Annotated in this window: 25 protein-coding genes and 1 pseudogene; 8 read left to right on the top strand and 18 right to left on the bottom strand. The window is 46.0% G+C overall.

The features are described from left to right. Positions 1–36 precede the first annotated feature (36 nt). Positions 37–864, bottom strand: coding sequence for a carbohydrate ABC transporter permease (locus E2980_RS19250; RefSeq protein ID WP_135153846.1), 828 nt, complete (start codon positions 862–864; stop codon positions 37–39). Further along, positions 861–1,811, bottom strand: coding sequence for a carbohydrate ABC transporter permease (locus E2980_RS19255; protein WP_135153847.1), 951 nt, complete (start codon positions 1,809–1,811; stop codon positions 861–863). The genes E2980_RS19250 and E2980_RS19255 overlap by 4 nt, the downstream gene beginning before the upstream one ends. Positions 1,812–2,103: 292 nt before the next feature. On the opposite strand from E2980_RS19255, the gene E2980_RS19260 reads away from it, so the two are divergent. After that, the gene (locus E2980_RS19260; protein ID WP_135153848.1) at positions 2,104–3,009 is read left to right on the top strand and encodes an RraA family protein; all 906 of its coding nucleotides are present in this window, start codon (positions 2,104–2,106) and stop codon (positions 3,007–3,009) included. A 160-nt stretch (positions 3,010–3,169) separates the two neighbouring features. Here E2980_RS19260 and E2980_RS25255 read toward each other — a convergent pair whose 3' ends face one another. Then, on the bottom strand, positions 3,170–4,384 hold the full coding sequence (locus E2980_RS25255; RefSeq protein ID WP_167747190.1) for a hypothetical protein: 1,215 nt from the start codon (positions 4,382–4,384) through the stop codon (positions 3,170–3,172). 48 nt (positions 4,385–4,432) lie between these two features. Next, positions 4,433–5,080 carry a GntR family transcriptional regulator gene (locus E2980_RS19270; protein ID WP_240703106.1) on the bottom strand — a complete coding sequence of 216 codons (648 nt, stop codon included), beginning with the start codon at positions 5,078–5,080 and terminating at the stop codon, positions 4,433–4,435. Between the two features lie 229 nt (positions 5,081–5,309). Between E2980_RS19270 and E2980_RS19275 the strand changes: the two genes are divergently transcribed. Then, positions 5,310–5,588 carry a hypothetical protein gene (locus E2980_RS19275; RefSeq protein ID WP_135153849.1) on the top strand — a complete coding sequence of 93 codons (279 nt, stop codon included), beginning with the start codon at positions 5,310–5,312 and terminating at the stop codon, positions 5,586–5,588. Between the two features lie 343 nt (positions 5,589–5,931). Here the strand turns inward: E2980_RS19275 and spoVAE are convergent, their stop codons facing one another. From spoVAE to E2980_RS19295, 4 genes are read right to left on the bottom strand one after another with little or no spacing between them, the layout of a single operon-like run. Continuing rightward, positions 5,932–6,282, bottom strand: a complete 351-nt coding sequence (gene spoVAE / locus E2980_RS19280; RefSeq protein ID WP_135153850.1) for a stage V sporulation protein AE — start codon at positions 6,280–6,282, stop codon at positions 5,932–5,934. Next, on the bottom strand, positions 6,279–7,295 hold the full coding sequence (gene spoVAD / locus E2980_RS19285) for a stage V sporulation protein AD (RefSeq protein WP_135153851.1): 1,017 nt from the start codon (positions 7,293–7,295) through the stop codon (positions 6,279–6,281). Before spoVAD ends, spoVAE begins: the two co-directional genes overlap by 4 nt. Position 7,296: 1 nt before the next feature. Further along, positions 7,297–7,782, bottom strand: coding sequence for a stage V sporulation protein AC (spoVAC, locus tag E2980_RS19290; protein ID WP_135153852.1), 486 nt, complete (start codon positions 7,780–7,782; stop codon positions 7,297–7,299). 12 nt (positions 7,783–7,794) lie between these two features. Continuing rightward, a complete protein-coding gene (locus E2980_RS19295) occupies positions 7,795–8,655 on the bottom strand; it encodes a DUF421 domain-containing protein (RefSeq protein ID WP_205699998.1) in 861 nt (286 codons plus the stop codon). Positions 8,656–8,834: 179 nt separating this feature from the next. On the opposite strand from E2980_RS19295, the gene E2980_RS19300 reads away from it, so the two are divergent. Together E2980_RS19300 and E2980_RS19305 are read left to right on the top strand one after the other, a co-directional pair. After that, on the top strand, positions 8,835–9,041 hold the full coding sequence (locus E2980_RS19300; RefSeq protein WP_135153853.1) for a DUF1657 domain-containing protein: 207 nt from the start codon (positions 8,835–8,837) through the stop codon (positions 9,039–9,041). Positions 9,042–9,231: 190 nt separating this feature from the next. Next, entirely contained in the window at positions 9,232–9,708 is a 477-nt protein-coding gene (locus E2980_RS19305; RefSeq protein ID WP_240703107.1) for a hypothetical protein, read from the top strand. Here the strand turns inward: E2980_RS19305 and E2980_RS19310 are convergent. From E2980_RS19310 to E2980_RS19325, 4 genes are all read right to left on the bottom strand, one after another. After that, positions 9,677–10,294: a DUF2238 domain-containing protein gene (locus tag E2980_RS19310; RefSeq protein WP_135153854.1), complete on the bottom strand. Its 618-nt coding sequence runs from the start codon at positions 10,292–10,294 to the stop codon at positions 9,677–9,679. The genes E2980_RS19305 and E2980_RS19310 overlap by 32 nt on opposite strands. An 88-nt stretch (positions 10,295–10,382) precedes the next feature. Next, a complete protein-coding gene (locus E2980_RS19315) occupies positions 10,383–10,610 on the bottom strand; it encodes a hypothetical protein (RefSeq protein ID WP_205699999.1) in 228 nt (75 codons plus the stop codon). A 104-nt stretch (positions 10,611–10,714) separates the two neighbouring features. Continuing rightward, entirely contained in the window at positions 10,715–12,301 is a 1,587-nt protein-coding gene (locus E2980_RS19320; protein ID WP_135153855.1) for a 2-hydroxyglutaryl-CoA dehydratase, read from the bottom strand. Between the two features lie 32 nt (positions 12,302–12,333). After that, positions 12,334–15,786, bottom strand: coding sequence for a BadF/BadG/BcrA/BcrD ATPase family protein (locus E2980_RS19325; protein WP_135153856.1), 3,453 nt, complete (start codon positions 15,784–15,786; stop codon positions 12,334–12,336). Between the two features lie 189 nt (positions 15,787–15,975). Here E2980_RS19325 and cls point away from each other — a divergent pair, with 189 nt between their 5' ends. From cls to E2980_RS19340, 3 genes are all read left to right on the top strand, one after another. Beyond that, on the top strand, positions 15,976–17,391 hold the full coding sequence (gene cls, locus E2980_RS19330) for a cardiolipin synthase (RefSeq protein ID WP_135153857.1): 1,416 nt from the start codon (positions 15,976–15,978) through the stop codon (positions 17,389–17,391). A gap of 114 nt (positions 17,392–17,505) precedes the next feature. Next, complete coding sequence (locus tag E2980_RS19335; RefSeq protein WP_135153875.1) at positions 17,506–18,708, top strand: zinc-dependent alcohol dehydrogenase; 1,203 nt, start codon at positions 17,506–17,508, stop codon at positions 18,706–18,708. Between the two features lie 32 nt (positions 18,709–18,740). After that, a complete protein-coding gene (locus E2980_RS19340; protein WP_135153858.1) occupies positions 18,741–19,826 on the top strand; it encodes a class II aldolase/adducin family protein in 1,086 nt (361 codons plus the stop codon). A gap of 22 nt (positions 19,827–19,848) precedes the next feature. On the opposite strand, the gene E2980_RS19345 is transcribed toward E2980_RS19340, so the two are convergent. Next, a complete protein-coding gene (locus E2980_RS19345; protein WP_135153859.1) occupies positions 19,849–20,700 on the bottom strand; it encodes an alpha/beta fold hydrolase in 852 nt (283 codons plus the stop codon). 354 nt (positions 20,701–21,054) lie between these two features. Between E2980_RS19345 and E2980_RS19350 the strand changes: the two genes are divergently transcribed. Beyond that, a complete protein-coding gene (locus E2980_RS19350) occupies positions 21,055–21,564 on the top strand; it encodes a class I SAM-dependent methyltransferase (RefSeq protein ID WP_240703108.1) in 510 nt (169 codons plus the stop codon). Here the strand turns inward: E2980_RS19350 and E2980_RS19355 are convergent. The 5 genes and pseudogenes from E2980_RS19355 to E2980_RS19375 form a co-directional block, all read right to left on the bottom strand. Then, positions 21,555–21,806 (bottom strand): annotated as a pseudogene (locus tag E2980_RS19355) (NAD(P)H-dependent oxidoreductase); the annotation flags it as partial. The gene E2980_RS19350 and the pseudogene E2980_RS19355 overlap by 10 nt on opposite strands. Positions 21,807–21,841: 35 nt before the next feature. Continuing rightward, positions 21,842–22,714, bottom strand: a complete 873-nt coding sequence (locus tag E2980_RS19360; protein WP_135153861.1) for an SDR family oxidoreductase — start codon at positions 22,712–22,714, stop codon at positions 21,842–21,844. 97 nt (positions 22,715–22,811) lie between these two features. Beyond that, complete coding sequence (locus E2980_RS19365) at positions 22,812–23,228, bottom strand: Rrf2 family transcriptional regulator (protein ID WP_135153862.1); 417 nt, start codon at positions 23,226–23,228, stop codon at positions 22,812–22,814. 63 nt (positions 23,229–23,291) lie between these two features. Then, the gene (locus E2980_RS19370) at positions 23,292–23,972 is read right to left on the bottom strand and encodes a protein kinase family protein (RefSeq protein ID WP_135153863.1); all 681 of its coding nucleotides are present in this window, start codon (positions 23,970–23,972) and stop codon (positions 23,292–23,294) included. A 28-nt stretch (positions 23,973–24,000) separates the two neighbouring features. Beyond that, positions 24,001–25,479 carry an Lsa family ABC-F type ribosomal protection protein gene (locus tag E2980_RS19375; RefSeq protein WP_135153864.1) on the bottom strand — a complete coding sequence of 493 codons (1,479 nt, stop codon included), beginning with the start codon at positions 25,477–25,479 and terminating at the stop codon, positions 24,001–24,003. Positions 25,480–25,708: the final 229 nt, after the last annotated feature.

Here is a 25,708-nt window from a genome sequence, read left to right on the forward strand (position 1 = left end):
CCCCTTTTCAATAATTTGTTTTACGTATTGCAAGATCTATCCTTTCAGGCCCGTTGTCGCGATTCCCTCGACGAAATACTTCTGCGCGAAGAAAAAGATCGCGACGGACGGAACCACAGACAGCAGCGACATGGCCAGCAGCTGGCCCCACTGGATGTCGAACTGGTCGATGAACATGCGCAGGGCCAGCCCGACCGTGAATTTGTCGATGGAGCTCAAGTAGAGCACCTGCGCGAAGAAATCGTCCCAGCTCCAGATGAACGTGAATATGGCGACCGTCACCAAGGCAGGCTTGACGAGCGGAAAAATAATTCTCAGGAAAATGCCGTATACGGACGCGCCGTCGATCTTCGCTGCCTCGTCGAGCTCGCGCGGAATGCCGCGGATAAATTGCACGAGCAAGAAGATGAAGAACGCTCCCCCTCCGAAGAAGTGCGGCAGGACCAACGGAACATAGCTGTCCACGAAGCCCAGCTTGTTGAACAGGATGTACTGCGGCACAACGGTTACCTGGCCGGGCAGCATCATCGTGAGAAGGAGCACCGAGAACCAAAAGCCGCGAAGCTTGAATCTTAGTCGGCCGAAACCGTACGCGACAATCGCCGCGGTCAGCACGCCTCCGGTTACGTTGCCTAACTCCATCAGCAGCGTGTTTCCGAAGAAGTGCGTAAATGTATACTCACCGGAGAAGCTCCAGCCCTTGGTATAATTTTCCCACATCGGAGTCGCCGGCCAGAGCGACGGCGAGGTCAGCTCGGCGGTCGTTTTCAGTGAGGCGCCGATCCACCAGATGACCGGGTACAGCATCAGGACGGAGAACACCGTCAGAAGCAGATGATTCGTAAACTTCGCATGAGGCTTCATTTCGCTCTCCCCCCGCCCGATTCATAGAACACCCAATAACGGGAAGCGAAGAAGTTGATGGTTGTAAGCGCTGCCACAATGACAAGCAGAATCCACGCCAGCGCTGAAGCATAACCCATCTGGTAATGCTTGAAAGCCTTTTCGTAAAGAAAAATGGCATACACATAGGTTGAGTTGATCGGACCGCCTCGCGTAATGATGAATGCCGACGTGAATGTCTGGAACGAGCCGATGACTCCAAGCACAAGGTTGAAAAATACGACGGGAGACAGCATCGGAAGCGTGATGCTTATGAATTTACGGACTTTGCCGGCGCCGTCAACGGAAGCCGATTCGTAGAGCTCCTGCGGAATTTGCTTGAGACCTGCAAGGAAGATGACCATCGTCGAACCGAACTGCCAGGTGTTCAGCAGAATCAATGTGCCTAGCGACGTATCGGGATTAGAGATCCACGCCGGTCCGTGAATGCCGAACCACGCCAGAATCTGGTTGACGTACCCGTCCGCCCCGAACATGTTGCGCCACAACGCCGCTACCGCAATGCTGCCTCCGATGAGCGACGGAAAATAGATCGCCGTCCGGTACAAATTCATGCCGCGAATGCTTTTATTAAGAGCAATGGCAACCATCAGGGAGAAAAACAGCTTAAGAGGAACGGAGAACAGAACAAAGGTGAAAGTAACGCTGAGCGATTTAATGAAGGTGGAATCATCGGTGAAAATCTTGACATAGTTGTCGCTTCCGATCCATACGGGTTCCGACAGCAGCGAATATTCAGTGAAGGATAAGTATAACGACTGGCTTATCGGCCATAACGTCAGCAGAAGAAACCCGATCAGCCATGGTGAAATGAAAATATATCCCGCGATGTTTGTTTCTTCCGAATTCTTTCGTTTTCTTATGGACCATTTTTCCAAGCGTGTTTTTGTTGAAGTCTTCGCGCTCATCCCAAGTCCCCCATTCCCTTTCCCATTACGTTTGTCTTTGGCAGTTATTGTTACGCCCTACTATAAACGAACGACGTTTCTAATTTACAGGAGAGAGAATTATGAATTTGTTTGATTTTTTACAGGAACCTTACGGACAAAATGTCGAAAGGGTTCGGTAGTGCGACAAAAATATGGACCCGGTCAAAAAGCCTTAAAATCGTCGCATCGACAAATCCGGCAATGTCCCCAACAATAGATGAAGATGCGTTGTAGAACGCGTGTAATCTAATTCCCGGAAGAGGTGCAACGAATGAAGTTTGACAACCCGGAAGACATTGTTCAGATTACGCCCCTATGGAAAGGTGAACGGTTCCCGAACGGGCGGCCGAAAGTGCCGGAGGACGTGCTCCGCCGAATTCGTAAAATTACGCTGGAGGAAGCATGGGGGCCGCTGTGGAACAGAGGCTATCAGTTTCAATTCGAAGGCGACTTCAAGATCATTCATCCGGACAAAATCATGGTCGGCCGCGCCGTGACGGCAGTCATGGTGCCGAAGCGGCCTGACCTGCATGAGACGCTGCTTCAATATGGACATGAGCAGGAAGGCCGCAAGGGCTTCTTCAACCAGTGGGTCATCGACTCGCTTGAGGAGGACGACGTAGTCGTGGTCGACATGTTCGATAAAGTGCATCTGGGGACGTATGTGGGAGGCAATCTCTCCACGGCCATCTCCACCCGCACAAAACGCGGGGGCGCCGTCATATGGGGCGGAATACGGGATAATCAGCAGGTCGTCGAGATCGATAATATCAATGTGTTCTATCGCGGCAGCGACCCGACTGCCATCGCGGACGTGACGATGGTCGGCATGAACGTGCCGACGCGAATCGGTCGTGCCGTATGCCTGCCAGGCGATGTCGTGCTAGGTACGCCCGCCGGCGTCATCTTCATTCCGCCGCACATCGCCGAACTGGCCGCCGAACAGGCGGAGAAGTCGCAGGTCCGCGATATATTCGGCTTCGTCAGGCTCAAGGAAGGGACTTACTCCACGGCGCAGATCGATTCTCCCTGGAATTCGACGCTCAAGGGCGACTTCATCAACTGGTTCCAGAACGATCCGGCAGCCGCCGACTATCGTCATCTGAACTGGGAGAAAGAGATCGCAGAAGCGCGCAAGCATGACGGCGACGGTCCTCAGAGCAGCGTTCGTCTTTAAGGACAACCCTTTTTCAAAAAGGAATTCGTATTTTTAAGATATCGGCAAGCCGCTGCCAGCGGTCTAAATGAGAGAAAACGGAGTCAGTCTGTGCTCTAGGACCCTGCCAGTGGTCCGCAAAAACCATAATCGGTATAAAAGATAGAGGCTGTGTCAAAAGTTATTCACTTTTGACACAGCCTCGTCTTCCGGGCTTGAACATGCGTTTAATCCACTTTGGAATCCCGGTACTCGCTTGGGGAAACCCCTGTTTTTTTCTTGAAAATTTGGCTGAAATAACGGGAATCCTTGAACCCACCAGCTCTGACACCTCATAGTTTTTCATGTGGGTGCGCTTCAGCATGTCCTTTGCTTTCTCGATTCGGATGTCGGTCAGTTGGTCGATGAACGTCTTCCCCATATTCATCTTGAAAAGGAGGCTCAAATAAGTCGGGGTCATATACACTTTTTTCGCGGCAGAGAACAGAGTCACGTTCTGGCAGTCCTGTTCCATGTAATGGAGTGTTTTCTTGATGATGCTTCGGTGGCTTTCCTTACCGTTCATAGACATGACTTCCCGCAGCCCCGCGGCGAACCCCGCCACATACCGCTTGAGCGCCTCGAACGAGTCCAGCTTGATGATCGTCATGATTTCAACCGGCTTATAGCCATCGGTCTGGTCCGTTTCCGCCAACGCGCGCTTTTCCAGCCCGACTAGCAGCCTCACGGTCAGCTCATAGATGCTGCGGACGTCGATGGGACCTCGCAGCAGTACGGACTTGTAGAACTCGTCAACGGCTTCCACGATTTCCTCATCGGAGTCCGAGGCTTTGACCGCCTCGTAAAACTCCTTTTCCTTGGCTGACGGATATTCTTTGAGCGGCCGGTAACCTTCCAACTCGCTGTAATAAATGATCGTTCCGTTTCCCCGGTAAAACCGGTTCTCAAGCGCCGCGGCAGCCTGCCGATACGAGCCGTGTACTTCCGAGAGATGCTGGCATGGCATGCCGACGCCAATGTTCACGGGAAGCCCAAATTGTTCGTCGAGCATCCGGCAGACAGACTCAAGAACATGCTTGGACACCCAGGAGAATAACAGCCCGACCCTCCCTTCCTTGTCCATGAACACAACGCTGCCGTCGGATACCCGGCTCAGCAAATAGTCGCGCATTCGCTCCATGTAAGCCGCTTTCTCATGCTCGCGTTCCGGGACGCCGCCGGCGTCGAGGAGAGCGATCGCGGGAAAGTTGAAGTACGGATTCAGGTTTAATCGGGACATCGTTTCCTTTAGGCCAGTATTGGAATGAACAGGACGGTCAACGAGGTCTCTCAGGAACCTGTCCCTCAACCACGTCAATATCATATCGTCTTTAATAAGCTGTCCGTGATCCAGCATACTCTTTTCCCCCTTTGACAAAGGTAGAAACGGCAGGACTGCGAAGCGTCAATCCAAGTGGATGCTTTTGTACGAATGCATATGTTCGATGAAACGTCGTTCGGCTTCGGCGGCGTCTCCCAACCGCAACGCATCGACGAGCCGCCGGTGCCAATCTACCAGCCCTTCCGTCGTATAGTGGCGGTTGGAGATCGCCATGAACCTCATCACTTTCGTTCTCATTTGCTGCCAAAGCTCCATAATGACGTGATTTCCGCACATTTTATAGAAGAATCCATGAAAGTCCATATCCTTCTCCAAAATTTTCAGGATGTCGCGTTCTTTCACTGCCGCGTCCATTTGGTGCAGAATGTCATTCAATGCGTCGTAATCGGCTTCGGTCAGCAGCGTCATCGACTGCCTGACGGCGTAACCTTCGATCATCTCCCTCAGGACGAATATATCCCGGATTTCCTTGGAAGTGATGTTGGAAACGACCGAGCCCTTGTTGTGCTGGCCGACGATCAGCCCTTCCTGCTTGAGCCGCTCCAGCGCTTCGCGGACCGGAGCTTGGCTGATCTGGTATTTACCCGCGATGTCCAGCACACGGAGACGGGTGCCTGGATGCATCTCGCCAGTGAGAATAGCTCTTTTCAGTGTTGCATAAACCTCCGTACTGATGGAGTTGAAGGGTAACACGGGTTCGTTTTCAAGCAAGCTGCGATCATCTCCGATCCCTATTATCGATTATCGATAATCTTTATATAACTTTATTATATTAAGCGCTTTCAGAAATGACAACCTTTTTTTATGGAAAATGAAACAGTCCGTACCTGCATCCAATCCCCATTTTGCGACTTGAATATCGCCCGATTGACATGTTTATGCAATTGAAAATGTGTCAAAACTGTGTAGCAATCGCTGGAATGTTGAGGGAAATACTGCCATGAAGACCCAGGAAGATTATCTAAAACATATAAAAGAATTAATTATGAATACCGCGCGCGACAGCATTGACTATTTTCATGTGTGGAAAAATCATGTGCTGTTTACTTGGCAATGGTGGTTCAGCTTGGCATTATTCATCGTACCGATTGCCGTTTGGGTCATTCTTCGAAAAAGGGATAGCACGGATCGTTTGTTGTACGCCGGTTTTTTTGTGCTTTTGACGGCATCTTGGCTCGATTTTATGGGGAATAATTTCGGTTTATGGTACTATCCGTAAAAACTGTTACCGAGTATCCCGCCTTACATCCCGTTCGAAACGTTCATTGCTATAGAGGTTATGCTGTTATTGCAATACAAACCCAGTTTTTATCCATGGGTAAAGGCATTGGTACTGGCCTCGTTTAACTCCTTCGTCAGCGAACCCGTCATGGGCTGGTTAGGATTATACGTACCCTTGCACTGGAGCAGTTTTTTTTCTTTCTTCATTTATTTCTTGCTCTATTTAGCTGCACATTATATATCAAGACGCAACCAGTTTCAGCCGTTATAAGCCGATGATCCAGCTGCAAAAAAGCACCCTTCGCTGGGCCTTCGCTGGGTGCTTTTTTGCAGCTTTTAGATTAACCCTTTGGCTTTACAACTAAAGCCGCAAGAAATGAGAAGATAATCGCGGCTGAAACGCCTGCGCTCGTTACCTTGAAGATCCCGGTGATAATTCCAACCCACCCAACGTTTTTTAATTCTTCCAAAGCCCCATGCACAAGGGCATTGCCAAAGCTGGTAATCGGAACAGTTGCACCTGCACCTGCGAATTCAATGAATGGATCATAAAGACCGACACCGTCAAAAATTGCTCCGAGGACAACCAAAAGCGTCATCGTATGTGCCGGAGTCAGCTTAAACACATCGAAACAGATTTGTCCGAAAACGCAAATTGCTCCTCCAATAATAAAAGCCCATAAATAGATCATTCTTTACCTCCATTCTCAATCGATACCGCATGAGCGATACATGGAATGCTTTCACTCTGTTGGTAGGAAATTGGTGATAATAAAGCTCCGGTTGCCACGACAAGTATTCGTTTTAATTCTCCTTTACGCATTCGCTTAAGCAGATGTCCATAAGTAACAACTGCCGAACACGCGCAGCCGCTTGCACCAGCTTGCACCATCTGTTTTTCGTAGTCGTAAATCATCATTCCGCAGTCGAAATATTCGGTTTGTTTGATCGGCACCTTATGTTTCTCAAATAAATCGCAGGCAATTTCGTACCCGACTTTGGCAAGATCCCCGGTAACGATCAGGTCGTAATATCCCGGTTCAATTTGCAAGTCGCGGAAATGGGCTTCAATCGTATCGACAGCAGCTGGAGCCATGGCAGCCCCCATATTAAAGGGATCCGTGAGCCCCATATCTATAACCCTGCCGATAGTAGCTGATGTCACAGCCAAACCTTTGCCTTCATGCGAAACAATGGATGCGCCGGCGCCCGTTACCGTATATTGCGCTGTCGGGGGTTTCTGGGAACCATACTCCGTAGGGTATCGAAATTGTTTTTCAACTGAGGCGTTATGGCTGCAAGCACTGGCCAGTACGTATTTGGCAGAACGGGAATTTACGATCATAGCGGCGATAGCCAGGCTTTCCATGGAAGTCGAGCAGGCTCCGAACACACCGAGATAAGGAATGGCTAACGTTCGGGCAGCAAAGCTGCTGCTTATGATTTGATTCATCAGATCTCCGCCGACAAAGAAATTGACCTGTTCCTTGGTTAATCCAGCATTCTCGACGGCGAGCTTTGCGGCTTCCTCCAATAACGTTTTCTCCGCCTTTTCCCAGCTATCCTGACCTAACATTAAATCTCCGTGGATGATATCAAAATCGTTCGCAAGCGGGCCCTGTCCCTCAAACGGTCCTACAACAGTTGCGGCCCCCCGTATAATCGGACGATTTTCAAATTTCCAGCTTTGGTGACCTATTAGCATTCTAATGCCCTCCTACAGCATTTGGGTTAAATAGAAGGTGAAGGATCCCAACAATAAATGCAGCAACGACGCCGAAAACGATAACCGGGCCCGCAAGCTTAAACATTTTACCGCCAACACCCAAGACTAGGCCCTCACTACGGTGCTCAATAGCCGCTGATGCCATCGAATTGGCAAACCCGGTAACAGGTACGGCTGAACCGGCACCTGCCCATTGAGCGATTTTATCGTATACGCCCAGACTGGTTAAAATCACGGAGATTATGATCAGTACAGCAACCGTGGGATTGCCTGCTTTTTTCTCGTCAAAGCCGCCCCAATGCACGAACATCTCCTGAATGGCTTGACCTAACAAACAGATCGCTCCACCAGCGATAAAGGCACGAATGCAATTTTTGAAAACAGGTCTTTTCGGCTCTCTTTTTTTGGCAAGCTCTTTATATTCCTGTTGAACAGGAGTCAAGTCTTTTTTCTTATCGTTCGACATCATAACACTCCCCTATCGATGAAGTACGGGTTTTAATTCCGAAATGATTTCTTCCATTTGTTTCGCGCAATGTTCGTACATGTTTTTAGCCTTTTTATTTCTCGTTGTCAGTCCAAATAGCATCAAATCGGCTTCGCATTTCTTTAATGTTGAGAACAAAACAGCCTTTTTTTGCGGTAGAGGCACTTTGATTTGATCGTCATATAAATCCACATACAATTGGCCATACGAATCGACTTGGCCCAGGAATACATTTTCAATCGCCGCACCCAGTTTTTCTAATTCCGTATTTAACCATTCTCGGCTTAACCCCAAGGTTGCTAATGGCTCGTCCATGATTTTGCCGTCCATGATGACCGCTTGAGGCTCCTGCTCGGGACTGACCTTGATCCCTAGATGTTTGGGGGTAAGCGGTTGATTTTCCCGAGTTAACAGCACGTTAATGTCACCGCTTGGTTCCATGACCGCAAATTCGACATCCGCCACCTTAAATACCGTTTTCTTGCGCAATTGTTCCATGAGATCATCAGTGGATAGCCGTTCCTTTTTTAAATTATCTTCCAACACTTTCCCGTCTTTAATTAATACAGTTCCTTTGCTGTCAATAAAATCCCGCATCTTTTTGCTTTTCATTTGCAGAAATTCAATGCCCAATGAAACGAAAGCCCAAACCGATATAGCGATTATGCCTAAATACCAATTCGCGTCTAAATCCAAAGAAATGTAAGCAGCCAAGCTGCCGATCGTAATCCCGGTAATGTATTCGAACATGGACAGTTGAGATACTTGTCTTTTACCTAACAACTTGGTAATAACGAACAGTATGACAACCGCTAATAACGTTCGATAAGCCACTTCAAATCCGGTTGGCACTTTATAATCCTCCTTCTGTCAGCATAACTGCAATATAAATTGTTTGTCGGATTCACCAATGTTATGAAGAGTAAGCGTTAAAATCATTTCCCATTCTGAATTAGGAATAAATTTAACAGACGCATAAAAAATATCTTTAAGTTCGATAATAAATTTGTTGTGGATAGGAGGTGATATCATTGACAGTAGCATCCCAAGTAAAGACTTGCGTAGCATCTTTAAAAAGCGCTCAAGCAAGCCTTGAGCAATTTGCTTTAGAAACTCAAAACCAAGAAGCAAAAACCCTTTACACAAATGCAGCCGGGCAAGCCCAGCAAATCTTGCAGCAGGTTGAAAGTCGAGTCCAACAATTGGAAAACGAAGAACCACAATATAAAGGCTTCTAATATATGTAGGTAACATTGAATATAAAATGCGTTCCCAATAATCGGGAAAGAGACGTTCCATTGCTGGAACGTCTCTTTCCCTTGCATAAATTAGTCCAATTAACACCCTCACGAAGAAGCAAACAGGAATACTCCGGCATATTATTTATCGTAGGTGATCTGCCCAATAATGTTCGAGAAGGTGTTTCTGTTGAGACAAAATGAAATGTGGCTTTCTGTTGTAACCGAGTTATCCCTCAGCCTGTATGGCGAACAGATGGTTTGTTCCATGAGCACACAGTTGTTTCATATACCCGAAACCAAAGATTTGAAAGGAAATGCGGAGATGCATACGCATCTTGTTCCGGCATCCTATCATCGTGTTACGGCAACCGGATCAGCGCTTAGGTTACAGAACGGTGAAAGCGCGCCATCCATAGTAGAAACGCTAATAAATTGCATACAAAACGCCGAACAGAGAGACCGTAATGTACACGCCGGTTTACTTGTCATGAGGGATGCTGCCCCCGCATCATACAAACAATTTGTTGAAAATATCATACGCTGGCAAGAATATACTGAATTACATTTGCAAAATGCTAAACATTTCGTTATGCGAATTACAGGCTCTACCCCCGATCAACGTAACTATTCGCCTAATCGACACTTCTATCCGTGTCTAAAATAGACAGAGGATGTCTCTTCGCTTTGTAGGCCAGATATAATGCGGTACCGGCGGCACCCACGGTTCCGCAAATGATATCAACCATCGTATCGGTCAAGCTGCCATTCTGGGATAAAAGCCCGAACAACCGATCGGTGGTGAATTCGTACATTTCCCAGCAACCCGCCATAGCTACGGAAAAGAACAAAGCGAACCAAATCCCGATACGGGAAGAAATACGGGGCATACCTTGGTTCTGGATCATTTTCCTAAGCACCAAAAGTCCGATGAAACAAAGAATGACACCGGAAAGCAGATGCTCCATTTTGTCCAAATACGGTATGACTTTATAGAAACCGAATAAGTTGGCGAAGAGCATGGCCACCGTAATAAAAAACAAAACAAAAAAACGAAGAGCGGGAAACCACTCGCTTTTCGTCCATTTGACCACCAATCGAATAAGAAGCAAAACCGATATGATCAGAATCGCCTGAAAGCTTCTAGAATTCACTCCCAGAAACGTGTAATAGACGATGCAGAAACCGCAAATAACATACAAGCCGATTTCGAAGGCGTCATTTAACCGTTGGTACCGTTTCCTCTTTGACATGACAACCCCATATCCTTAGCTCTTAGGTAGTAAAAGGGCCCTCCCTTTGTCATAAAGACTTAGGGACAACCCTTATCGGTTGAGCATTCTAATAAAACCACCAATTCGCAACCGCGCCGACTATACCTAATCCGATAGCCCACCAGCCCAGAATATTTGCTTTACTGAAGACGGTAATTAACCCGAGAACAACTGCAACGCAACCAAAGAATAGCGGAGCAGCGAAAAAAGCAATAATCCCTGCAGCGATTCCAATCCAAGCCATCCACATTGCTGAGGCATCGGTTCGATCTCGCCCCTTTACCTTTTCAGCCATTTGTACACCTCCTTCTGTTCTAATTTTCCCCGGTTAGCCGTTTTTATTTGCTGAATACATAAAAAGCCGACGATTCCTAAGGATAGGAAACATCGGCTTTATTATTATCGCATTCCATAAATCATATTAGCCGCTGTGCAAGCAACAACGTGACGGCTTGCGTGCAACGAGTTTGTTCTTTTTGAACGACTAGCTATTGTCTGAAGCTGCGGGGCCGTCCAGCCTTTTTTCGTTAAGGCTTCATCAAATTCCTTCTGGGCAGCCTGTTTGGCCTTGAACAACATCATCTGAACTCTGCTTTGTACGTTAATCGCCCCATCGCCCGTCGTTTCAATCGGCAGGAAGATCGCATCGGGATATCTTTCGGTGATCAAGGACTGAACCCCGTCGGATACGCCGGAAGAAGGCATACATCCGAATGGCTTGACGGAAATCGTCATGTTCACTTTGCGCTTGACCACATTAAGAATCAGCTTGCCAACTTCCATGTGGCCCTCGCCGCCGCGTAAATGATTGTTGTAATGTTCATGCGCAACACTGGCGATCTCTTCCATATCGGGCAGATGATAGTGATACAGTCCCATGGCCTTGGCATACCTTTGGAACATCGCCCGGAGGACATGGTCGGCGAGCCAAAGCATACGTAAACGCATGCGCGGATTTTTCCCTTTCAAGCCGAATTTGCCGGAATCGGCTTCTCGCAGGCTCATTCGCCTCAGGGTATCGTACCGCGCTGCCCAAATGAGAAAGAGCGTCCATGCGGTAACCGACTGTACTTCCACTTCCGCTCCTTCGATTTCAAGAAAGCGCTGCAGTTGATAGTTGCCGTCACCCTCGGTGGTCATTGCCCAGAATTCGCCGATGATGCTTACTTTAGGTTTGACCATGGTCCGGTCTACCTGAACAGCCTGTAGTTCCTTACGGCAGCGGATCAACGCCGGTCTCAACCGCTTTCGTTCGCTTAAGGCATCGTACAAATACTTCTTGCACCGATTCAAGGCGGCGTCCGTAGAACCGACGACCGCTTCATAGGGCCGGATGCGGTAAGCCAGCGCGTTCAAAATATCCCCCAAAAGAACTGCTTTAATGAAGCTGAGGAAAAACGATGTATCCAATTTTAGCGCCGATTCCCCGCCGGTTGCCTGTTTCAAACCATCCGTCTGCTCGAACAGCAGGACCCGAAAACCATCAAATCCCGCATCGCGCAGAGCCTTCCGGTACTCCGTGACATAGGTGCCGAAGCGGCACGGTCCGCAAGAACCGCTCGTAATGAACAAGTAGTTGCGGATGATCTCTTCTTTCGATTTTCCTTCTACATCGCGAAGGTGGTGCAAATGTTTAATCAAATTGCCGACCGTGAAGTAGGTCGGGTTGCACTGCCCGCGGTTGCCGAACTCTTTACCGTAGCGTAGCGACTCGTTGTCCGGGCAGTCCAGATGGCTCACCCGATACCCTAACCCTTGCAACGCTCCCTCCACCAAATAATCATGGGCCATCGTCAGTCCCCCGAATAGAAGCGTCGTGCTGGATCTGTCTTTGTTCAGAAATTGGCGAGGAACGGGATCAAACCAATGGTTCTTATTTTCATTATCCAAGCCTAATGCTTTTTCCTGTTCCTTCTGAAATAACAGCAGTTTGTCCTCCAGGGATAACTGACTCTCGAGCTTCTCCTTGTCTTTTACAACTGTCATGATTAGTTTCACTCCTTCATTAGTTTAGGTTTCTATATAACCCCGGCTTGCTCGTTTGGCTGATTGCTCAGCAGTTCGGCGCGTTTTTGTTCCAATAGATGCTGCAGTTCCGCTTTTTTGCGGGCCAAATCCTGCAGCCGCTCTTCGTGAAGTCCCAGACTATGCGCATAGGTTTTAACCCGGATTTTGATCGATCCGCCTGGCTTGTTGGCGTCAATATCGTGCAAAGCCGAAAATGGCGTGCCTGCGGTCGAGATAATCGAATCGATCAACCCGTAAGTAGGGGCGTCATGTCCGCATTTGAAACTGGACAGATCCAATACCGCTACATGGGGATGACGCGCGGCGAATTTGGCGGCCCATACCTTTTGCACGCTATTGGAGCTGAAATTTTCCGGCCATACATCGGTGACCTCAAGCGCGTATTTTACCCGCCCGCTTTGCAAATCATCGTTGAAAAAGCGGCGAAGCCAAGTCTCGTCTTTGGGAATGGAACGCATGGACAGAATTGGATAGCCAAGCACCTGAAATTCCTCCAGCACACCGTGATTCATACCGGGATCGGAATGATAGGGCCGCCCGATCATCAGAATGGCAAGACGGTTTTCCTGTTCCACCTGCTCCAGAATCATGCGGCCTTTCTCCTGCATTTCATTGTCGAAAAGCTCCATCGCCTTCCAACCCTGGTCTACGGCAAAGTCGCTTTCATCCTCCGTAATCTGGAGGTGATCCGCGAACGCCTCATACAATTGCTTTTTCATCATGTTCGGTTCGGTGAACGTGACGGCCGGATCCAGATAGACAATCCCTTTTGTCTCAAAGAAGTTTACTTCTTTGGTGAAGGCGGCCTTGATCACGTTCGGGGCGCCGGCCACGATCGGACAGCTGGCGGAATCCATCACGTTGTGCAGATGCGTCGGGATATGGGTGATGCATGGGAAAAAGAGATACTCGAGCGGCGTTTTTTCATGATGCTTGAACAATAGGTTGTGAACATGGGCTTGCGCCACTTTCGAGGGGTAACAAGGATCGATGGATCCATATTTACCGCCTTCCTGCCACATTTCCTCGCTCGTATTGTCGCTGAATACAATGTTGCGCTGATTGATGCCCAGAGCCTCGAAATAAGTCCGCCAGAACGGTGCCGTAGACCAAATATTTAGCACGCGGGGAATCCCGATGCGGATTTTGCTTCGCCGTTCCGCGGCCTCAAGGGAAGAGCGCCTAAATTGACGTTGTTGTCCTTTTCCCATTCCGCCAAGCCCAAACCAACCGCGTTTCAACCGTACGTCATCCACGGGTACATCCGATTCGGGCATTGGGTTAGAATCGTAGAAGTGTTGGAACATACGGCGCGCCTCATATTCCACCAGATTAGGATAGTGTTTTTTCAAATCCTGACGTATTTTGGTCAATTTAACGACTGCATCATTGTCTTCCACTGTCCCCTTCTCACAGGAGAAACCGGAAATATATCGGGCGGTATTTCCATCCGGAGTCTCGGAATCGATAAAGGTGCGGCTGCAGTTATTGGGGCAGAAATTGCAGCGGGTGGATTCGTCGTTCCGTGAAATATAACGAAGCTCAATGGCGGAATCCATCCCCAAGAAGGTGGAATACCCCCGTCGCTTTACCACCCGCAACGTTTCCATGGCGGCCCCGATCGCTCCCGCTTCTCCCGGATGCGGATGAACGTATACTTCAGCATCGGGAACCCGTTGTTTGATATAGTCGACTTGGGCCTTGACCGCAGCCAGATTATACTGGGTTCCTCCCTGCAGTACGAACTTTCGCCCCAGTTCAGCCATCCGTGGAATCTGTACCACATACTGCCATATGTTTTTCGGCAGTACCATAGCCAAGCCGGCCAACAATTCCTCTTTAGAATAACCCTCCTTCTGGAAATTTACCCGATCCGCATCCAAAAATACGGCACAACCATAGGAAAATTTAGGACTTAAGCCTGCGCCGAATGCCGTATCCGCATATTCCTGAACCGGAATGCCGAACTGATCCGCCATCGCCTGCAGCAGCATTCCATTTCCGGCAGAACATTGATTGGACAGCTTAAAGTTGCGGATATCCCTGTTTTTCAGGAACAGGACCTTAATATCCTGACCTCCGATATCGCAGATAACATCAATATCTCCGAATTCATGGACTGCGCTCATCATATGAGCGACGGTTTCAACGATATTCACATCCGCCTTTAACGTTTTTTCCAATACATCCGCGGCATACCCCGTCGCGCCAAATCCGATGATCTCTAATTCGGCTCCCTGCCCTCTAACCCTATCCCGGATCCGCTTCAGCATTTCCTTCGTATCTTCGAGGGGATTCCCTTTGGAAAGCTGATATTCCTTAAGAAGAATGTTTCCATCGTCATCGACCAGAACGGCTTTGGACGATGTGGAACCACCGTCGAGACCGATCACGGCTCTCACCTTCTGCTCCGGAATAAGAGCGGCAGGTGTAAAGCGAGGAATACGATAACTCGTGCGGAATTCTTCCAGTTCATTCTCGCTAGCGGCCAGAGGCGGGCCCGCTTTCTCACCTAGCTTCGCTTGCCGGCCATGGGCAATGAATTCTTTGAGCCCTTCCAGCCCCGAATAGATTCCAACGCCGGCCGGTTCATACATGCCGTACAATACAGCACCGAATGCCGCGTAGTACTGCGAATTGTCAGGCACAAAAATCAATTCATCGATAGGTATATCTTTGGGATAATCGTATCCCCGATCCTGCCAAGTCTGCGGGATTCGCTTACGCCAGCATTCTTGCAGGAAAGGCAAGTATGTATTCGGTCCGCCCAGCAGTAAGACGCGGTGCCGCAGAGTATTTCCGCGCGTAAGGACGGAAAGGTTCTGCATGACGATGGCATCCGCGAGAGAACACATGATCTCAGGTGACGGTATGCCGCTTTTCACCAGATTGACAATATCCGTTTCCGCAAACACGCCGCATTTTGCGGCAACATGGTGTAGCTTGCTGTCATCAAAGTGCAGCTTACCTACTTCTTCCATGGGCATTCCCACTTTGATCATGCACTTGTCAATAGTGGCGCCCGTACCCGATGCGCACTTGTCATTCATTGAGGTCAGCGCTTGCTTATTCCCCGTTTCCTCATTTTCCTTAAATATGATGATCTTTGCGTCTTGTCCCCCTAATTCAATCACGCTCCCAACATCGGGGTGAAGATGCTCCACCGCCATGGTAACGGCATTGACTTCTTGAACAAACTTTGCTCCAATGTGCGGGGCAATGGGGCCGCTGCCGGAGCCCGTCGTAAAGACACGGATATTTTCTTGTTTGGTTTCCGGATATTCATTTCCAATCGCAACCAGCAACTCCAAAACCTTTTCTGCCTGTTTCGTATGGTGGCGTTGATAATCCGACCATAGGATTTGTTTGCTTTCCGGATCGACTACTGTGGCTTTGACGGTCGTTGATCCTACGTCCATGCCGATGATTAAACGATCTGCCATCACATAACCCCTTTTCCAATTCATACATAAATCTTAGATTATACAATTAGCGTGACTTATATTACACCAGTTCAAATAAATCCAGGAATTCCCATGTCGAACTTAAACCTACTCGGGACAAATTAAATGATACCTGTGTTCTTATAAACTAAAACAGAACTCTTTGGCCATGGAGGAGAGACGATAGCATTGCTTTGGATTATTTTCGCCCTATTACTTATACTCAGCCAAATTGTCGTAGTTCTAATGAATGAATATTGTCGTCCGCAAAAAGCAGTTGCTTGGCTTGTCATCCTATACATCTTTCCGTTTATAGGTTTTCTGTTTTACTATTTTGTCGCAAAAGAATATTCCTGTTTCAATCCCTCTCTCCGAAAAGACAACGGGATGTTGGAGCATTTAAAGGAAACACTTGCGGATCGATGCAAACGGAAACTGCCGATAAATCTGGTCGAGCAATCCGTTTACCATGATGACAATTTGCAGGCAATACTTAAAAACGGAAATACCCTCCCCATTACCGCCTGTAATGAAACAACGATATATATTGAAGGAAAAAAAGCATTTGAAGCGATGTTTGAATCCATCTCCTTAGCGAAGCATCATATCCATATCGAATTTTACATTATCCGTGACGATGTTCTTGGGAAAGAGTTTCAACAATTATTAATCCGAAAAGCGCAGGAAGGAGTAAAAGTGCGACTTTTATACGACGGGATCGGTTGCTACCGCTTAGGGAAAAACTATATGAAGCGGCTGGAGAATGCGGGTGTGGAGACCGGTTGCTTTGCTCCGCTGCTATCCTCATTCATCAACAGGCAGATCAATTTTCGCAATCATCGGAAAATCGTGGTCGTGGATGGAGAAGTCGGTTTTATCGGAGGCTTAAATATCGGTGATGAATACTTGGGAAAAAACTCGGAATTCGGATATTGGCGGGATACTCATTTCAAGATTAAAGGCGATGCGGTTCTGTGGATTCAATATACTTTTTCAGCCGATTGGTACGATGTTAAACAACAGTTGCTAACCACCCCCGCATATTATCCTGTTCAGGAAAGTCAAGGAAAAGAATTCGTACAAATCGTGAAAAGCGGTCCGGATGAAACGATTCTCGAGCTTATTTTCTCCTTCGTCGTTTCTGCGAAGAAGCGGATCTATATTGAAACGCCTTATTTCATACCCGATCCCGGCGTTTTACTGGCTTTAAAGACGGCTGCAATTCGGGGAGTCGATGTTCGTGTCATTATTCCGGCAGTTCCTGATTCAAAACTTGTTTACTTCGCTTCATTGTCCTATGTTCGGGAATTGTTGCAAGCAGGAATTCGGTTTTATCGCTATCAAAAAGGGTTTATCCATGCCAAAGTAATCATAAGCGATGACATAGCATGCTCGGGCAGCGCAAATATGGATATGCGCAGCTTTACCGGCCAATTCGAGATTAGTGCGATTTTTTATGATGGGAAGACCGTTGATCGCCTAATTAATGAATTTAATCAAGATCTCAGCAAAAGCGAGGAATTTTTGGGAGCGGAATTTGATGATCAGTCAAAATTTCAGATATTAAAAGAAGTTTTCGCGCGTCTGCTTTCCCCTTTATTTTAAGGTTTGAGCCCTTTTCCGTCGATTCCAATGCCGATGAATGATCATCTGGTAAATAGTACATACTTAGAAGCGATTATCAACATGAAAAAAGCAAAGTTGAAAAGAGTGATTTCATTGCGGTCTTTACAATTTGATCTTAGCCTCCCTCGCTATCTTTCCTGCAAGCTTGCAGGGAGAAGGTTTCCTTCGCTTTATTGGCATTCTGCATTTTCCTGCCTGCGGTATCAAGAAGTGCCGGAACCCGTACTGCCTAACGAGGAATGGGTAAAAGTGAAGGTGACGTACGGGGGAATATGCGGCAGCGATATCAATTTGATTTGCCTGCATGACAGTCCTTCCGTCTCCCCCTTCACTTCGTTTCCGTTTACGATCGGTCATGAATCGGTGGGAATCGTGGCGACAATCGGACAGGAAGTGCAACATTTGCAAAAAGGCGACCGGGTTGTTGTGAATCCTGTTTTGTCGTGTGCAACGAGAGGAATTCCGGTTCCATGCCCTGCATGCGAGCGGGGGGATTATAGTCTCTGCAGCCGGATGACGGAAGGGATTATTGCCCCCGGATTGCTTATTGGGGCTTGCAAGGATACCGGAGGAAGCTGGAGTTCTTATTTTGTGGCGCATCGAAGCCAAATCGTTAAGCTGCCCGATGAAGTTAGCGACTTAAACGGAGTAATGGCGGAACCTTTCAGCTGCGCCCTGCACGGCATTATGCGTAATCCGCCGAAAAATGAGGATACAGTCCTTGTCATCGGTTCAGGAACGATAGGGATTTGTATCGTAGCGGCAATCCGCGCATTGGATATTTCCTGCAAGATCGTCGTTTTATCCAAATACGACTTTCAGACCCGACTTGCTTTTCAATATGGGGCGGACGAAGTGATTTCCGTTTCCCGGGGTCATCAATATATTTATAAAGTCGCGAAGATTCTCGGAGCCGAAGTTTTGAAACCCGTTTTCGGGCCGCCGGTGTTGCAGGGTGGAGCCGATCTGGTCATCGATTGTGCCGGCAACAGCCGCAGCATCAATGATGCTCTTCGTTTTGCCCGCAGAGGAGGAAAAGTAGTCCTGCTCGGATTGGCCGGTATTCTTAGTCGAGTTGATTGGACTCATGTTTGGCTGAATGAGCTGGATGTTAAAGGATGTTTTGCTTACGGAAGGGGAGAATTCCAAATGGCGGTAGGGTTGATGGCATCGGGAAAAGTGGATCTGTCTTCGATGGTTACCCATCGTTTCCCCCTCTATCAATACAAAACAGCCTTTCCTATGATTATTAACAAGGGCACAACAGCTTGCATGAAAGCGGTATTTGAACCTTAATTAATCAGAAAATATACAAGGAGGAATCAAGTATGAACAGCTTCACTATCACGGGATCAAGCGAAGGTACGTTTTTTCCATGGTTTATGGATGGAATTAAAGATAAATTCGAAACCGAAGGTTATCGCTATAGTGAACATCCGGACGAGCCTGTTCGTGTTGTATTCCAAACGATTGATGCTATGAACCCCAGGCCATTTCGCAGAAAAGCCCAGGCTACTTTCGTGGTATCCGTTATGGAAACGCATGAGATGGCCGAACCGATTTTAAAAGCCGCCTATCCCTTTCTGATTAGATCGCTTTCAAATCATCTTGTTTATATTTGTCATAACGACAAAACAACGGAAATTTATTTTATTACGCCTGAGCAAGGATGTTATAAAATTACTTGCCATTCTAATAAAGCAGCGTTATTCCAAAGTATTTACGATAGACTCGAACCGCTTGCCTCCTCTGAGCTGGTGATTGACAACGAATTTCATTCCGATCTTACGTCCGAACTGTGGGAAGGAGACGAAATCTCGGAAAGCTTGCGTTTCGCCGGAAAAAGATTGGATGGACTAAACTTGCTTCCCGCTCCTTTTCCCATTGATCAATATTTAACCCCGCGTGATATGAGGCATCTAAAGAAGCTTTACGGCATTGGAGGTCTAAGCTATGGAAACCTCAGCAGCCGAAAAGATCAAGACAGCTTCTGGATGAGTGCCGCGGGGGCTAATAAAGCGGATTTGAAAACGATCGGACAGGATATTTTGCTCGTCAAGGGATTTAACCCCATATTGAAGGCGATGCAAATCAGCGTTCCTCCGAATCTTACTCCCCATCGGGTTTCCGTTGACGCGATTGAACACTGGATGATTTATGCGGAGCATCCGCAGGTCGGCGCCATCATTCACATTCACGCATGGATCGACGGAGTTCAAGCAACGGAAATCAATTATCCGTGCGGGACGATTCAACTTGCCCGAACTGTGGCGGAACTGATTAGACAATCGGATCATCCCGAAAGAACCATCATCGGTTTGAAAAACCACGGACTGACTATTACAGGCCCAGATCTTGATGACATTTTCGAACGGATTGACGGCAAAATTTTGCCCCAGGTTCCCATGGTATAGGAACAGCGCTGTATATCCCGCCTCATAAACGGGAACGTAACCATTGAAAAATATGCCGTAACGCTTCACCGTCATGCAGAAACTGATGATTTCCTTTGGCAAATACAAAGCATTCTTTATCTTCGGAGGCGACGTTTCCGATAAATTGCTCAATCAGATCGGAATTTACAATAGAGTCATATCGATCATAAAGGCACAAAATGGGGGAATGAAATTGATTTACTTCCAATAAAGCCTTTGTTCCGTTATGCAGCAGTTCCGTGAACCAGCGGGGAGTATACCGAATCGTAGCATAAGGATCTTTGAGCATTTCGGAAGTCCAATCTGGCAAAGACGATTGTAACCATTTCAGTTTACGCAAAGATTCATTCCACTTTACAAGTTCAAGCGGCAAAGCGGGGGCTATTAATGAAATGAACTCAATAGGTTTTTTTATAAAATACGGAACTTTCAGGCGAATCCCCAGTGCCGGAGAAGACAATATAACTCCGGTTACTTTATCGCAGAATTGCTGAGCATATCGGATGGCAACCAGGCCGCCTAAACTGTAACCAAATAAATAAATCGGCAACTCCGAAAACTGGATCTGTAAATAGATAACCAATTCATTCAAGTCATCAAGATAGTCTTTGAACTGACGGATATAACCGCGTTTTCCCTCCGACTTGCCGAATCCGCGCAGATCGGGAGCAATTAATGCAATATTTCGATGTAAACATTCGATACCTAAATGGGAATATTGTCCGGAATGTTCCCCCGCGCCATGAACAAAAATAAGCAGAGCTTGAGGATGAACAGGTTTCCACAGGCGGTAATACAGTTTCATTTCCCGTGTACGAGTAAAATATATACCTTCTTTGGAACTTTTATTCATTTTGTCCGCTCCGAATTTTTTGTTGAAATTGTTTGATTATCCTTCGCTATCCGGTGTTTTCTGATGTCTATTATGATTCGATTAATCCATTAGTATTCATTAAAAAATCATAGCTTTAACTGGGTATTGTCGACAGCATGATTATTGCAAAAATTCAAGTTATCAATTTTCTTCCATCTTCGCGCATGAATCTTTTTCAATCGTAAAGGTTAAATTACTTGTCATGACTTCCTTAGATAGAAAGGATGAAATTCCATTACACTACAGTTCTCACCTCAGCTTTACCATCGGTTTATTCGTCCAAAATGGCTTACCAAAAAGTATATTCACGATCACATAAAAGCTAATTTTCAATTGGAAGATCAACTCGTACTGGATTTTGGCTCTGGTACTGGAGCCAATTGTTCGATGTTTCATCCGCATTTTTATCTTGGCATCGATCCTGATGCTAGACGAATCGACTACGCGAGGCGATTATATCCCCGCCATAAGTTTCATGTTTTTGATGGCAAGGAATTGCCGGTTGAAAACGAATCCATAGATAATCTTCTTATTATCGCAGTGTTACATCATATTCCCTCTAATGAAATTGCAAATTACATGATGGAGTTTAAGCGAATTCTAAAGCCTGCCGGAACGATAATAGTGATGGAACCCTGTTTATGTAAGGAAAAACCATTATGTAATTGGTTTATGAAATGGTACGACAAAGGGGAGCACATCCGTAACGAAGAAGAATATTTACGATTGTTTCGAGACTTTAATTATGACTGCAATGTCATAAAGCGATTCCGAAAATGTTTTTTGTATCATGAACTATTTTTCTCGGCAAAAAAAGACAATGTCAAGGTTGATCAACCTTGACATTGTCTTTTTGGTTTTTCCATAAGCCACTTAATCCTTGCTGCAAATGATAAATGTTTGGCCGCTTCTTCAGCTTCTTTGTACGCTTTTTCCAATATTTCTTCCCGATTTCGAATAGCTGTCCCTTGAGCTCTGATGATTTGATAATCTTCAATTCCCAAGAAATTGAACATGGACTTCAAATATTTGTGCGAGTATTCAACCTCAGTATACCAATCGTTATTCGTGTAAACGGAGGCGGATATAGTTTGTCCAAATCGTTTTTTAATTAATTCAATTATATAGCGTGAGAAATTCCGTTAACGATTTGGGTCAGTGCCTCGCTGATTGGCGTAACTGGACGACCGAGCAGCTTTTCCAAATCGTTGCTTTCGATTTCCAGCGTGCCTTCCCGGATGCCTTGCTGGATACCTACGAGAATAGGAATGACGAAGTCGGGTACACCCGCGCCTTTCATGATTTCGGCATACTTGGCATCATCGACTTGTTGTACGGGTACTTCTTTGCCTAATACCGTTCCAATAACAGATACTAGTTCTACTTGAGTCATCAGTTTACCCGAAAGCTCGTAGATCGTATTCTCGTGCCCATCTCCCGCCAATACTGCTGCAGCTGCCTCCGCGTAATCTTGTTGAAATGCCCAGCCTGCTTTACCCTTTCCTGCAGACGTCACCCACGGCGCTCCTGCCAACACACCTTTAATGTTCCCGATCTCATTCTCCAAGTACCAGTTGTTTCGCAAGAAGGAGTACGGAATACCCGTTTTGATGATTGCTTCTTCTGTGACACGGTGTACTAGAGCTAGGAACAACTTGCTTTCACTTGCATTAACTGCACTTGTATATGCAATAAATCCAACTTGCGCGCGTTGCGCCGCCGCTACCGCATTTGTATGTTGACGAATTCTTGTCTCGTTGTCCCCATCTGCAGAGATGATTAACAGCCGGTCGATACCAGCAAAAGCTGAATCCAATGTTTCCGGGCGGTCAAAATCTCCATGCCGTACTTCTACTCCCCGAGCTTGCAGCCCTTCTGCTTTTTCCGGATTGCGAACGCTAACGGCTAATTGACTTGCGGGTACGGATTTCAATAACGTTTCTACTACTTTTGTTCCCAATTTCCCTGTTGCGCCAGTGACTAAAATTTTCATCTCGTATTCCTCCAATATATTTAGTTGTAATCATGTTTGTTATAACTTAATTAGTTACAACAAGTTTATAAAATAAAAGCTCTTGAGGAGCTCTCATTTATTTGAATCGTGATGTGAGTTGAAGCAAAGTCGTTTGTGCCAACCTGTGTTCCATAGCGGATTGAGCTTCAAACAATTCGGCTTGAAGAACCGACTCGATGTTCCGACCGACTTGGCATCGTATATTCGAATCTTCGTGAACACGGAATAACTGGTTTTCTTCGATTACATTCACAGCGCGATATACATCAAGAAGCGTAATTTCTTCGGGTGTTTTGAGTAACGAAGCGCCTCCTACCCCCGGACGTACTTCTACTAATCCTGCTTTTTTTAACATGCCCATAATTCTTCGGATTACCACAGGATTTGTGTTTACGCTGCCGGCAATGAAGTCCCCAGTCAAGTCGTTCGGATAAACGGTAATCAAGGAAAGGATATGAACAGCCATTGAGAAGCGCGTGCTTATTTGCTTCATGATTAACACCACCGTTGTAACCATTGTAGTTATTACTATGCCTGATGTCAATATCGCTACATTTCATTTTTTATCCCCAAAGAAAAGCCGACTCACTCGTTTAGAGAAGTCTTCTATTCCAAAACTTGCCGTATCGACGCGGTTATACCAATTAGTTATGGTTTCCAAGATCCATAAAGGTACCTGTATATCGCATATTAGAGGATAAAAATGTTTGTAAGCCCATACCAGATGTTCCCAACGACTATCGTTTCCTTCCTTGATATATTCCGATACGTCAAGAACTTTTCCTCTTCCCTTCTGCAAGAGAACGTTTTTTAGATGAATGTCCCTTGGGTTCAGTCCCTGACTTCGGACAAACTCACGGCCCTCCTCAATGTCTTGGATCGCTTGCTCTGGAACTCGAACACCTTGCAGAAGACAATCATATAAGGTAATTCCTTGTTCATAACTTAAAACCAAATAGTTAGGTCCGGTTCCATAACATTGGGGGAAATACGGTGAACCTTTTAAACGTTCGTATATACCTGCTTCCACTTCCTTTTTCTCTAATGCTTTATCAGAATAAACTTTATATGCGTAATTGGGAGTGTTCGGGTAATAAAAGACCGCCGCATCCGTTCCGATGCCGATACAACGCAATTCTTCTGAAAACCTGATAACGGAAACAGGTTTATTGTTTTCATAACCAACGATCTCAACGTCCCTTAATGCTTCCTCAGCTTGTTTCCAATCTGGAATCATAAGCATCTTCTCCTAGTGTTTATTGACATTAAAGTTCAACGATCTTTGTAGCAATATTCTTGCAAAATTCACTGTCATGCTCCACGAATAGAATGGTTGGAGAGTATTCAAGCAGTAACTCTTCGATTTGCATGCGAGAAATAACATCAATAAAATTAAGCGGTTCATCCCAAATTTGCAAATGAACTTTCTCGCAAAGACTTTTTGCAATCAGCACTTTCTTCTTTTGTCCGCCGCTATAAGCTGAAATATCCTTTTCGAATTGAACTCTGGAAAAATCCAGCTTTCTTAATATCGCTTTAAAGAGGCTTTCATCAATACCATTGTCTCTAGCGTAGTCCGTTAAATTGCCTCGTAAATGAGAGGTGTCCTGTGATACATAGGATATTTTAAGCTGACTTCCCTTTCTGAAAGTGCCGGTATAGTTTATATTCTCGCCGTAAATCAGTTTGATAATGCTTGATTTTCCTGAGCCGTTTTTACCTGAAAGCGCAATTCGATCACCTTGCTCAATCGTAAAGCTTACATCAGAGCAAACCATCTTCTCACCGTAATAAATCGAAACATTGTCAATTTCGGCAAGTTGGTTTTTATGATAAGCAAGCTGCGTGATCTTTAAACTTTCAGAGCTCTCGATATTTTGAAGGAGCTTAGACTTTTCGTCAATAGCGGATTTCTGTCTATTCTCAATTGATTTAGAGCGTTTCATCATTTTAGCGGCCTTATGGCCAACATACCCTTTATCAACCTTGGAACCGGAATTTCTCGTGCCGTTTTTCGTTTTTTCCACTTCGTGTGACCAGTTACTAATTCGCTGAGCGGAATCTGACAAGCGTTTAATGTCTCTTTTTAGCTTTTCGTTTTCTGCGAGCTCGAAGTTATCTTGTCTCATTTTATTTTCCCACCAATCCGAGAAATTTCCTTTTTGAATTTCTAAGTTGGTTTTGTTGATGGATAGAATGTGATCGATGCAGTTGTCCAGAAACGATCTGTCGTGAGAGACCAGAATAAAACCGTTTTTGGTTTTCAAATAATTACTGACAAGTTTTCTTGCATTCAGGTCAAGATGATTGGTTGGTTCATCAATTAATAGAAAACTATTTTCCTTAAGAAATAAGGCAGCCAACAACACTTTCGTTTGCTCTCCATTGGACAATGAATCAAAGGGCCGATATAAAACATCTTCAGAAACCTTCAGCAATGAGAGTTCACGCATTAATTCCCAGTGAAGATAGTCTGGATAAATGTCGTTGATTACATCAAGGGTATTGTTTTCCTTGTTTTCGACATGGAAAGGGAAAAATTCAAAGCTGACATTAGCTGAAATATTACCGCTGAATTCATATTTACCGAGCAACAAGTTGAGAAATGTCGTCTTGCCTCTACCGTTTCTTCCCGTAAATCCTAATTTCCAATCGGTATCTATTTGAAAATTTACGTTTTCGAATATGTTATCGTAACTGCCATCATAGGCAAACGTCAGGTTTGTAACATTAATTAATGACATAAAATAACCCTCCCGTATGAAAAAATGAAAAAATAAAAAGCTACAAGAAAGTTACTTTCTTGTAGCTCAAATAAATACAGTTAATCCAACCCGCTATAGAGTTATATAGACGGCAGATAACATTCTAGGAATTCTTTAAAGGAATTAATGCCATTAATATCTAATCTTCTCCCTAAGTAGAAAATTACTTTTGGGAGTGGTTACCTTGGCGAGAACAAAAGCAATTCAT

This window comes from Cohnella luojiensis (assembly GCF_004564235.1).
Classification (GTDB): domain Bacteria; phylum Bacillota; class Bacilli; order Paenibacillales; family Paenibacillaceae; genus Cohnella; species Cohnella luojiensis.

What these genes read in the sequence shown, in the direction of transcription:
- spoVAE (WP_135153850.1), bottom strand. Translation starts at nt 6,282, where the DNA reads ATGATCTATTTATGGGCTTTTATTATTGGAGGAGCAATTTGCGTTTTC.
- E2980_RS19320 (WP_135153855.1), bottom strand. Translation starts at nt 12,301, where the DNA reads ATGACAGTTGTAAAAGACAAGGAGAAGCTCGAGAGTCAGTTATCCCTG.
- E2980_RS19260 (WP_135153848.1), top strand. Translation starts at nt 2,104, where the DNA reads ATGAAGTTTGACAACCCGGAAGACATTGTTCAGATTACGCCCCTATGG.
- E2980_RS25255 (WP_167747190.1), bottom strand. Translation starts at nt 4,384, where the DNA reads ATGCTGGATCACGGACAGCTTATTAAAGACGATATGATATTGACGTGG.
- spoVAC (WP_135153852.1), bottom strand. Translation starts at nt 7,782, where the DNA reads ATGTCGAACGATAAGAAAAAAGACTTGACTCCTGTTCAACAGGAATAT.
- E2980_RS19250 (WP_135153846.1), bottom strand. Translation starts at nt 864, where the DNA reads ATGAAGCCTCATGCGAAGTTTACGAATCATCTGCTTCTGACGGTGTTC.
- E2980_RS19370 (WP_135153863.1), bottom strand. Translation starts at nt 23,972, where the DNA reads ATGATTCCAGATTGGAAACAAGCTGAGGAAGCATTAAGGGACGTTGAG.
- E2980_RS19375 (WP_135153864.1), bottom strand. Translation starts at nt 25,479, where the DNA reads ATGTCATTAATTAATGTTACAAACCTGACGTTTGCCTATGATGGCAGT.
- E2980_RS19365 (WP_135153862.1), bottom strand. Translation starts at nt 23,228, where the DNA reads ATGAAGCAAATAAGCACGCGCTTCTCAATGGCTGTTCATATCCTTTCC.
- E2980_RS19340 (WP_135153858.1), top strand. Translation starts at nt 18,741, where the DNA reads ATGAACAGCTTCACTATCACGGGATCAAGCGAAGGTACGTTTTTTCCA.
- E2980_RS19255 (WP_135153847.1), bottom strand. Translation starts at nt 1,811, where the DNA reads ATGAGCGCGAAGACTTCAACAAAAACACGCTTGGAAAAATGGTCCATA.
- spoVAD (WP_135153851.1), bottom strand. Translation starts at nt 7,295, where the DNA reads ATGCTAATAGGTCACCAAAGCTGGAAATTTGAAAATCGTCCGATTATA.
- E2980_RS19360 (WP_135153861.1), bottom strand. Translation starts at nt 22,714, where the DNA reads ATGAAAATTTTAGTCACTGGCGCAACAGGGAAATTGGGAACAAAAGTA.
- E2980_RS19275 (WP_135153849.1), top strand. Translation starts at nt 5,310, where the DNA reads ATGAAGACCCAGGAAGATTATCTAAAACATATAAAAGAATTAATTATG.
- E2980_RS19325 (WP_135153856.1), bottom strand. Translation starts at nt 15,786, where the DNA reads ATGGCAGATCGTTTAATCATCGGCATGGACGTAGGATCAACGACCGTC.
- E2980_RS19315 (WP_205699999.1), bottom strand. Translation starts at nt 10,610, where the DNA reads ATGGCTGAAAAGGTAAAGGGGCGAGATCGAACCGATGCCTCAGCAATG.
- E2980_RS19310 (WP_135153854.1), bottom strand. Translation starts at nt 10,294, where the DNA reads ATGTCAAAGAGGAAACGGTACCAACGGTTAAATGACGCCTTCGAAATC.
- E2980_RS19345 (WP_135153859.1), bottom strand. Translation starts at nt 20,700, where the DNA reads ATGAATAAAAGTTCCAAAGAAGGTATATATTTTACTCGTACACGGGAA.